This is a genomic window from Pseudomonas sp. XP2, assembly GCF_053557975.1.
Map to the genome: position 1 here is coordinate 18,686 of NZ_JBNRIK010000030.1, position 8,555 is coordinate 27,240.

At 63.7% G+C, this 8,555-nt stretch carries 9 protein-coding genes; 1 reads left to right on the top strand and 8 read right to left on the bottom strand.

The window, feature by feature from the left end; genetic code table 11:
- Window positions 1-65 precede the first annotated feature (65 nt).
- The gene (locus tag ACK1VC_RS24575; protein WP_016487525.1) at window positions 66-680 is read left to right on the top strand and encodes a LysE family translocator; all 615 of its coding nucleotides are present in this window, start codon (window positions 66-68) and stop codon (window positions 678-680) included.
- Here ACK1VC_RS24575 and ACK1VC_RS24580 read toward each other — a convergent pair.
- From ACK1VC_RS24580 to ACK1VC_RS24615, 8 genes are all read right to left on the bottom strand, one after another.
- Window positions 673-2,874: an ATP-binding protein gene (locus ACK1VC_RS24580; protein WP_449118063.1), complete on the bottom strand. Its 2,202-nt coding sequence runs from the start codon at window positions 2,872-2,874 to the stop codon at window positions 673-675. The genes ACK1VC_RS24575 and ACK1VC_RS24580 overlap by 8 nt on opposite strands.
- Before the next feature lie 122 nt (window positions 2,875-2,996).
- On the bottom strand, window positions 2,997-3,560 hold the full coding sequence (locus tag ACK1VC_RS24585; protein ID WP_016487523.1) for an NUDIX hydrolase: 564 nt from the start codon (window positions 3,558-3,560) through the stop codon (window positions 2,997-2,999).
- Between the two features lie 2 nt (window positions 3,561-3,562).
- Complete coding sequence (locus ACK1VC_RS24590) at window positions 3,563-4,315, bottom strand: GntR family transcriptional regulator (RefSeq protein WP_016487522.1); 753 nt, start codon at window positions 4,313-4,315, stop codon at window positions 3,563-3,565.
- 88 nt (window positions 4,316-4,403) lie between these two features.
- Window positions 4,404-4,793, bottom strand: a complete 390-nt coding sequence (locus ACK1VC_RS24595) for a carboxymuconolactone decarboxylase family protein (RefSeq protein ID WP_023047056.1) — start codon at window positions 4,791-4,793, stop codon at window positions 4,404-4,406.
- Window positions 4,794-4,855: 62 nt separating this feature from the next.
- The gene (locus tag ACK1VC_RS24600; protein WP_016487520.1) at window positions 4,856-5,341 is read right to left on the bottom strand and encodes a flavin reductase family protein; all 486 of its coding nucleotides are present in this window, start codon (window positions 5,339-5,341) and stop codon (window positions 4,856-4,858) included.
- A gap of 12 nt (window positions 5,342-5,353) precedes the next feature.
- On the bottom strand, window positions 5,354-6,835 hold the full coding sequence (locus ACK1VC_RS24605) for an aldehyde dehydrogenase (RefSeq protein WP_016487519.1): 1,482 nt from the start codon (window positions 6,833-6,835) through the stop codon (window positions 5,354-5,356).
- Entirely contained in the window at window positions 6,832-7,665 is an 834-nt protein-coding gene (locus ACK1VC_RS24610) for an alpha/beta fold hydrolase (RefSeq protein ID WP_016487518.1), read from the bottom strand. Before ACK1VC_RS24610 ends, ACK1VC_RS24605 begins: the two co-directional genes overlap by 4 nt.
- 68 nt (window positions 7,666-7,733) lie before the next feature.
- Entirely contained in the window at window positions 7,734-8,330 is a 597-nt protein-coding gene (locus ACK1VC_RS24615; protein ID WP_003256068.1) for an amino acid synthesis family protein, read from the bottom strand.
- Between the last annotated feature and the right edge of the window lie 225 nt (window positions 8,331-8,555).

Here is an 8,555-nt window from a genome sequence, read left to right on the forward strand (position 1 = left end):
AGAAAATCCCCGGGCGGAATCCGTAATCTTTCGACATCCCAAGGCAGTAGATAAGGAAGATTCAAGTGGCTATCAGTGTGCTGACGGCGTTTTGGGCCGTGTCGATGCTGTTCGTGATTACCCCGGGCGCAGATTGGGCTTACGCCATTTCGGCAGGCATGCGTGGGCGCTGGGTAATGCCCGCGGTGGCGGGCATGTTGTCGGGGCATTGCCTGGCGACGCTGGTGGTAGCGGCCGGGGTAGGCAGCCTGCTGGCAGGCCACCCATTGGCACTGACCTTGCTCACCCTGGCGGGGTGCAGCTACCTGCTGTGGCTGGGTGGTAACCTGTTGTTGAGCCCGGCATTGCCGGCAGCCGGGCAGGGCGGTGCGGGGGATTCGGGTTCGCGCTGGGCGTTGAAGGGCTTTTGCGTCAGCGGCCTGAACCCGAAGGTTTTCCTGCTGTTCCTGGCTTTGCTGCCGCAGTTCACCGACCCACAGTCGAACTGGCCAGTGCCGTTGCAGATCTTGCTGCTGGGGCTGGTGCACCTGTGCAGCTCGCTGGTGATCTACTCACTGGTCGGCTATGGCGCCAAAGCCGTGTTGAGTACCCGGCCGGGGGCGGCGAAGCTGGTCGGGCGGGTGTCGGGGGTGGCGATGATTACGGTGGCCCTGGGCTTGATTGCCGGGCAAATCAACTGACACCGTGAGGCAAGGGGGCCAGGACGTTCCCGAGCGTCTGGCACAGCTGTTCTGCCGAGTAAGGCTTGGCCAGAAAGGTAAACCCTTGGTGCCCGCCTTCGGCAATTGCATCGCTGTAGCCCGAAGTAAGGATCACCGGAAGCTGCGGGCGCTGACGGCGCAGCTCCAGGGCAAGTGCCAACCCACCCATGCCGGGCATGACCACATCGGAAAACACCGCATCAAAACCGCCCGCCGGGCCAGTCAACTGCGCCAGCGCCTCTTCCGCCGAGCGTGCACAGCTGACCTGATAACCATGGTCCTCAAGGATCTGCGCGCTGAAGCGGGCCAGGTCGGAATTGTCCTCTACCAGCAGTATCCGTCGCCGCTCGCTCTGTGCTTGCAGCAGGCTGCCGGCCGAGGCGTCTTCCGACGGGGCAGCGGGCGGGTCCTCCTGCGGCAGGTAAAGGGTAAACGTTGTGCCTTGGCCGGGGGCACTGGTCACTGCTACATCCCCCCCGGACTGCTTGGCAAAGCCGAACACCTGCGACAGCCCAAGCCCGGTCCCTTCACCTGCAGCTTTGGTTGTGAAAAACGGGTCGAAGATGCGCTCCAGCAAATCGGCGGCAATACCGGTACCACTGTCGCTCACGGATATCGCCGCGAATGGGCCTGGCAGGGACGGCTGGCCGCGCAAGGCCGGCAGGCGCTGATCGGCCTGCAGGCGCAGTTGCAACACACCTTCGCCGGCCATGGCATCCCGGCCGTTGAGCATGAGGTTGATCACTGCGTTCTCCAGCTGGCTGAGGTCGGCGCGGATGTGGCACGGCGCAGGCGGTAACTGCAGCTCGACCTGGATGCGTGCGCCGGTGGCGGTGTCGAGCATGTCAGCCATCGCTTCCAACCGTGGTCCTGCCTCGAACACGTGTGGGCTGAGGGCCTGTCGGCGGGCGAAGGCCAGGAGCTGACCGGTTAGTTTGGCACCACGGTCGACGGTGTCGGATATGGTCTTGAGGTAACGTTCGCGACGCTTCTCGTCGAGGTTGGGGCGTTGCAGGAAGTGCAGCGAGGAACGGATGATGGTCAGCAGGTTGTTGAAGTCGTGGGCAACGCCACCTGTCAGCTGGCCGATGGCTTCCAGCTTTTGTGCCTGGCGCAGCACGGCTTCGGTGTGCAGCAGCTGGGTCGTGCGTTCTTCCACGCGGTGCTCAAGGTTGGCGTTGAGCGCCTCCAGCGCTGCCATCGCCTCACGCACTTCAGCATTGGCCTGAACCCGCTGGATATGCGCCCAGCAACGTTCGGTAACCTCGCTGATCAGCGCTTGCTCGTAGTCGGTCCATTCCCGGGGAAAACGGTCGTGAATCGCCATCAGCGCGGTCAGCCTGCCAGCCTTGATCAGCGGCATGCAGACAGTAGCGGTGATGCCGATGGCCTGAAATGTCGCCGCTTCGTCAGCGGCCAGTTCGCGAAGGTTGTCATTGATCACCAACGCCAGGCCGCTGCGCAGGCGGCTGACCGCCAGGCGGCCGAAATCATGCAGGTGATATTGGCCCACCAGGCGTGGGGAGCCGGGTGCTACGGCATCGCCGCAGATGGTGAAGCCATTCTCGTCCGGCTCCATTACCGCATAGGCGCAGTTGGACAAGCCAAGGTGCTCGACCAGCATGCGCGTGGTGATGGCCATGATCTGGTCGGGGTCGGTGGCGTCGGCCACGGCGCGCCCGAGGCTGTCGAGAAAGTTGAGGCGCAGGTTGGTGACCACACCGGCGGTGGTTTCGGTAACCGTATCGAGCATGCCAAGCACTTCGCCATCCAGGCCGCGAATCGGGCTGTAGCAGAAGGTGAAATAAGCCTGCTCCGGGCCGCCGTTGCGGTCGATCGTCAGTGGGAAGTCTTCGATGTACACCGCTTCGCCGGACAACGCACAGTCGGCCATTTTGCTGATATCGGCCCAGGCCTCATGCCACACGTCGCGGAAGGGGATACCCAAGGCCGAGGGCTTGCGCCCGAGAATCGGGATGAAAGCATCGTTGTGCAGGGTGATGAGGTCAGGGCCCCAGAGCACCGCCTGCGGAAAACGCGAAGCCAGGCACAGGGCCATGGTGGTCTTCAGGGCGTCAGGCCAATGTTCCAATGCCCCCAGGGGGGTGGCGGCCCAGTTGTGGTTGCGGATGCGTTCGGCCATCAGCCCGCCGCCGTCTAGCCATTTCGCCATTTGTTCTGTCGGTCCTTTAACACAAGGCCTTAGGGTGCACCGAGAATAGACGGTTGGCGAGCATTTTGTGGTGGCCTGTGCCGGCCTCTTCGCGGGTTCACCCGCGAAGAGGCCGGCACAGGCTAGCGCATGAAGTGCACCTTGCCAGTGTCGTCATTGCCCATGTAGATCCCGTAGACCCCGGCCTGCCGTTCAAGGATGTAGCGCTCGAGAATCTGCCGGATAGCCGGATAGTAGATGTCGTCCCACGGAATCTCGTCGGGCTCGAAGAACTTGTATGCCAGGGTCTCCGGCCCGTAGTGCCCGGTTTCTTCGGCGACGACGGCGCGGAAGATGATGTACACCTCGCTGATCCTGGGTACGCTGAAGATGGAGTAGGGCGAGACGATGTCGGCACGCACCCCGCTTTCTTCCCAGACCTCGCGCAGTGCAGCCTGCTCGGTGGTCTCGCCAGCTTCCATGAACCCGGCCGGCAAGGTCCAGGTGCCGGGGCGCGGCGGGATGGCGCGCTGGCACAACAGGTACTTGCCATCGCGCTCGATGATGCAGCCGGCGATGATCTTCGGGTTGATGTAATGGATGTAGCCGCAGCCGGTGCAGTGCAGGCGTTCGTGGGTGTCGCCTGTGGGAACGCCCCGGGCCAGTTCCGTGGTGCAGTGCGGGCAGTAGCGGGGGGCGTTGGGCATGATCAGCGGCCTATGCGAGGTTCCTTCAGGGCCAGGGGCTCGACGATGTCGCGCACCTTGGTGTTGTCATCCTGCTTCTGGCGCAGGTAGTCCAGGGCCACCTTGGCGGCAGCGCGGACGTGGTCGACCGAAGCTTGGTGGGCCACCAGCGGGTCACCACCCTTGATGGCTTCGACGATCTTTTCCATTTCGCGGTTGCTGGCGCCGCGGCGGTTTTCTTGCGACACCGAGGTGGCGCGCAGGTAGCTGATGCGCGCCTGCAACTGGCGCAGTTGCTGGGCCGCCACCTGGTTGCCGGAGCCCTCCAGCAGCACGTCGTAGAAACCTTGTACCGAATCCAGCACCTGTTGCAGCTCGCCTTCTTCCAGCGCTTCGCGGTTCACCTCCAGCGCGCGTTCCAGGGCACGGATGTCCTTGGCCTTGGCGTTGAGGGTGAACAGCTGCACGATCAGGCCTTCGAGCACACAGCGCAGCTCGTAGATGTCGCGGGCGTCTTCCAGGGTGATGATGGCGACACGCGGGCCTTTGGCGTCGGCGAATTCCACCAGGCCTTCGGACTCCAGGTGGCGCAGGGCTTCGCGCACCGAGGTACGGCTGACGCCGAGGCGGTCGCAGAGGTCGCGCTCCACCAGGCGGTCGCCGGGCAGCAGATGGAAGTTCATGATTGCGGCGCGCAGCTTGTCTAGCACGATTTCGCGCAGGGTAACGGGGTTGCGGTTGACCTTGAAGCTGTCGTCGAGTGGCTGGCGTTTCATCAGGAGCGCTCTTTATGAGGCTGTTGCGCCAACATCGCGGAACGCCCCGAACCGAGGCTTTCCATGCAGTGGTTCGAACAGCCCGTTGTTAACGGGTTGACTCCGCATCGGCTTCGGCAAACGCTTCACGGGCCAGGCGGAAACTGTCCACCGCCGCGGGTACGCCGCAATAAATGCCGACCTGGAGCAGAATTTCGCGAATCTGTTCACGGCTCAGGCCATTGCGCAATGCGCCGCGGATGTGCAGCTTGAGCTCGTGGGGCCTGTTGAGCGCGGAAATCATGGCCAAGTTTATCATGCTGCGCTCTTTGAGCGACAAGCCTTCGCGGCCCCAGACGTGGCCCCAGCAGTATTCGGTGACCAGTTCCTGCAATGGCTTGGTGAACTCGTCGGCGTTCTGGATCGAGCGGTTGACGTAGTCCTCGCCCAGCACCTGGGTGCGGATGGCCAGGCCTTTGTCGTACTTCTCGTTACTCATGTGCCGTACTCCGGAAGAAAAAAGGGAACGGGGGCCGCTTTGCGGCCCCGGCGGTCTCAAGGTCAGCCCAGGGGCGGCAGGGCGCCCAGTTTGCCTTTGTGGTACACCATCGGCGTCACCGGCTCGGCCGGCAACACCAGGTTCTTCACTGCACCGACGATGATCGCGTGGTCCCCACCGTCATACTCGCGCCACAGTTCGCACTCGATGATCGCGGTCGCCTTGGCCAGCAGCGGGTTGCCCAGCTCGCTCAAATGCCACTCGACGCCCTTGGCCTTGTCCTTGCCCTTGCCGGCGAAGGCGTAAGCTTCAGCGGTCTGCTCGGCGGACAGCAGGTGAATCGCGAACTGCTTGCTGTCACGCAGGATCGGGTAGGTGTCGGAGGCGTAGTTGGGGCAGAACAGTACCAGCGCCGGGTCGATCGACAATGCGCTGAAGGCGCTGGCGGTGATGCCGACGATGGCGCCGTCGGCGTCCAGGGTGGTCACTACCGTGACGCCGGACGGGAAAGAGCCCATCACGTCTTTGTAGATGCCGGGTTCGATCATCTTGTGTTCCTCCTAGCGCATCACGAACGGGTCGGGCATCGGCGCGGTGGACAGGTTGATCCACACGGTCTTCAGCTCGGTATAGGCCAGCACCGAATCGATGCCGCTCTCACGGCCGTAGCCGCTGTTCTTGAAACCACCAATTGGCGCCATGGCCGACACGGCGCGGTAGGTGTTGACCCAGATGATCCCCGAACGCACGTCGCGGGCCAGGCGATGAGCACGGCCCAGGTCACGGGTCCAGATGCCGGCGGCCAGGCCGAACTGCGAGTCGTTGGCGATTTCCAGGGCCTCCTCCTCGGTCTTGAAGCGGATGACCGCGGCGACAGGGCCGAACACTTCTTCCTGCATGATGGTCATCGAGTTGCTGTCGCACTCGAACAGGGTCGGCTCGTAGAACCAGCCGTCACCCTCGACCTCGGCACGCTTGCCGCCCATGTGCAGCTTGGCACCTTCAGCCTTGGCCGCAGCCACCAGGCCTTCGACGACGGCCAACTGCTGCGCGGTGGCCATAGGGCCCATTTCGCTGGCGTCGTCCTGCGGGTTACCGATGCGGATGCGCTTGGCGCGGGTAATCAGGCGCTCTACGAATTCGTCGAAAATCTCGTCCTGCACCAGCAGGCGCGAACCGGCTACGCAGCTTTGCCCGGAGGCGGCATAGATGCCGGCCACGGCACCGTTGATGGCGCTGTCCAGGTCGGCGTCGGCGAAGATGATGTTCGGCGACTTGCCGCCCAGCTCCAGCGACAGCTTGGCAAAGTTCTCGGCACTGCTGCGCACCACATGGCGGGCTGTAGCGGCGCCGCCGGTGAAGGCGATCTTGCGCACCAGCGGGTGGCGGGTCAGTGCCGCGCCGGTGGTCGGGCCGTAGCCGGTGACCACGTTGACCACACCGGCCGGGAAGCCGGCTTCGAGGGCCAGACGGGCCAGCTCGAGGATGGTCGCCGAGGCATGTTCGGACGGTTTGAGCACGATGGTGTTGCCGGCAGCCAGGGCTGGGGCCAGCTTGATCGCGGTGAGGTACAGCGGGCTGTTCCACGGGATGATCCCGGCAACCACGCCGATGGGCTCGTGCACGGTGTAGGCGAACAGGTCGGGCTTGTCCAGCGGCAGGGTGCCGCCTTCAAGCTTGTCGGCCAGCCCTGCGGTGTAGTGGAAGAACTCTGGCAGATAGCCGACCTGGCCGCGGGTTTCGCGGATCAGCTTGCCGTTGTCACGGCTTTCCAGCTGGGCCAGGTGTTCCTTGTTCTCGCTAATCAGGTCACCCAGGCGACGCAGCAGCTTGCCACGCGCGGTGGCGGTGATGCTGCGCCATTCCTTGCTGTCGAAGGCACGCTGGGCGGCCTGCACGGCCAGCTCGACGTCGGTTTCGTCAGCGTCGGGAAGCTGCGCCCAGGCTTGGGCGGTGGCCGGGTTGAGGCTGTCGAAGGTCTTGCCGCTCTGGGCATCGCGCCATTGGCCGTCGATGCACATCTGGAAACGAACGAGGGTCATGCAACAATCCCCTTGGCGGATTCGGTGAGGGTGCGGGCTTGCGCGAGGAAGTCCAGCAGCATCTTGTTGACTTCACGGGGTGCTTCTACCGGCATCATATGCCGTTGCTCGGCGAGGACCACGCTGTGCGCACCCGGAATGCTGGCGGCAAGCTGGCGGGTCATGGCCGGGGTGGAGCCCGAATCGAGTTCGCCCGTGGCGATCAGCGTCGGCACCTGGATGCTGCCCAGGTCGTCAGCGCGGTACATGTCCTGAGTGGCGAACAACGAATACGTGGTGTGGTAGCCCTGCGGGTCGTTGCTCGCCAGCACTTGGCGAATGGCGGCGACCTGTGCCGGGTTGGCAGCCTTGTATTCACGGCTGAACCAACGATCCAGGGCGGCATCGACGTTGGCGTCGGGGCCCAGCTCCGCTGCCTGGGCAGCGCGGGCGATCACGCCGGCACTTTGCTCGGGGGTGCGGTTGAACACGCTGTTGAGCACGACCAGTGCAGTCAGGCGCTGCGGGTAGTGCAGGGCGAATGCACGGGCAACCAGGCCGCCCATGGAGAAGCCGATCACGGTCGCTTGTTGAATTTGCAGGTGGTCGAGCAGCTCGGCGAGCTGGTCGGCGTAGGCTTGCAGCGGCGTGTCGGCAGCCGGCACGCGGCTTTGACCGTGGCCGAGCATGTCGTAGGCGATGACACGGTAGTCGTTGGCCAGGCCAACGATCTGGCCGCCCCACATTTCCTTGTTCAGGCCCACGCCGTGGATCAGTACCACGGGTTGGCCCTGGCCTACGGACAGGTAGCTGGTGCCGGCAGGTGTACGTTCAGCGACAGGCTGAATCATGGAGGGCGCTCCTTGAAGGTCGGGCGCGGCGGGAAAGCACGCCACGCCCCGGCCCGTCTTGGTTGTTGTTATTGAGCGTTGGCTTTTTCGGCAGCCAGTTCTTCCAGGTCGATGTAGCGGTTGCCGATGCGCGGGTGCAGGCGGCCGCCGTCGGCAGCGCCCAGCACCACAACGATTTCATCGGCGCGCGGGGCGTCTTCGATCTGCATTTCCAGAGTGATGTAGTGCGAACGCAGGCCTTCGTCGTCCTTCTGCATCATCGGGATCTGAATCGAGGTGCCGGGGCCGCCGCGCTTGTTGGTGAAGCTCAGGTAGCTCTTGGCCTGCACCGCTTCGCGGTAGTGGTTGCCGAAGCGCAGGGTGTGGATCACAGCCGAGGCGTGCTCGATTTCGCCGTCGGCGCCGACCACGGCCGCTTTACCGTAGGCTTCGATCTTGTCGGCACCGCCAATGGCAGCGGTCAGACGCTCGACCATCAGTGCACCCAGCTCCGAGCAGTTGGCGCGGATTTCCGGCTTCAGATCTTCAACAAAACCGCGACCGGCCCATGGGTTCTTGATCACGACGGCCAGGCCGACCATGGTCACTGGTTTGTCGGTGGCCTTGCCGCCTTCGATGCGGGTCTCTTCGGAGTAGGTGACGATCTTGCGGATTTCGAAACTCATGGAGGGCTCCTGGTGAGGGTTATCAGCTCTTGTTGTCTGATGGTATACCATAATATTTGTTGTGCAAGAGGTGTCAGGAAATTTCTCTTGTCGGGGGACGAAAGGTGGCCTGATGCCTTGATTTCGCTGCTGTCTGTACTGGCCCTATCGCCGGCAAGCCAGCTCCCACAGGTACCGCGCAGCATTCAGAGCCTGTAGTGGCAATGTGGGAGCTGGCTTGCCGGC

Excerpts from the sequence above, each read along its gene's own strand:
- ACK1VC_RS24615 (WP_003256068.1), bottom strand. The coding sequence starts at position 8,330 with ATGAGTTTCGAAATCCGCAAGATCGTCACCTACTCCGAAGAGACCCGC.
- ACK1VC_RS24585 (WP_016487523.1), bottom strand. The coding sequence starts at position 3,560 with ATGCCCAACGCCCCCCGCTACTGCCCGCACTGCACCACGGAACTGGCC.
- ACK1VC_RS24605 (WP_016487519.1), bottom strand. The coding sequence starts at position 6,835 with ATGACCCTCGTTCGTTTCCAGATGTGCATCGACGGCCAATGGCGCGAT.
- ACK1VC_RS24600 (WP_016487520.1), bottom strand. The coding sequence starts at position 5,341 with ATGATCGAACCCGGCATCTACAAAGACGTGATGGGCTCTTTCCCGTCC.
- ACK1VC_RS24610 (WP_016487518.1), bottom strand. The coding sequence starts at position 7,665 with ATGATTCAGCCTGTCGCTGAACGTACACCTGCCGGCACCAGCTACCTG.
- ACK1VC_RS24590 (WP_016487522.1), bottom strand. The coding sequence starts at position 4,315 with ATGAAACGCCAGCCACTCGACGACAGCTTCAAGGTCAACCGCAACCCC.
- ACK1VC_RS24580 (WP_449118063.1), bottom strand. The coding sequence starts at position 2,874 with ATGGCGAAATGGCTAGACGGCGGCGGGCTGATGGCCGAACGCATCCGC.
- ACK1VC_RS24595 (WP_023047056.1), bottom strand. The coding sequence starts at position 4,793 with ATGAGTAACGAGAAGTACGACAAAGGCCTGGCCATCCGCACCCAGGTG.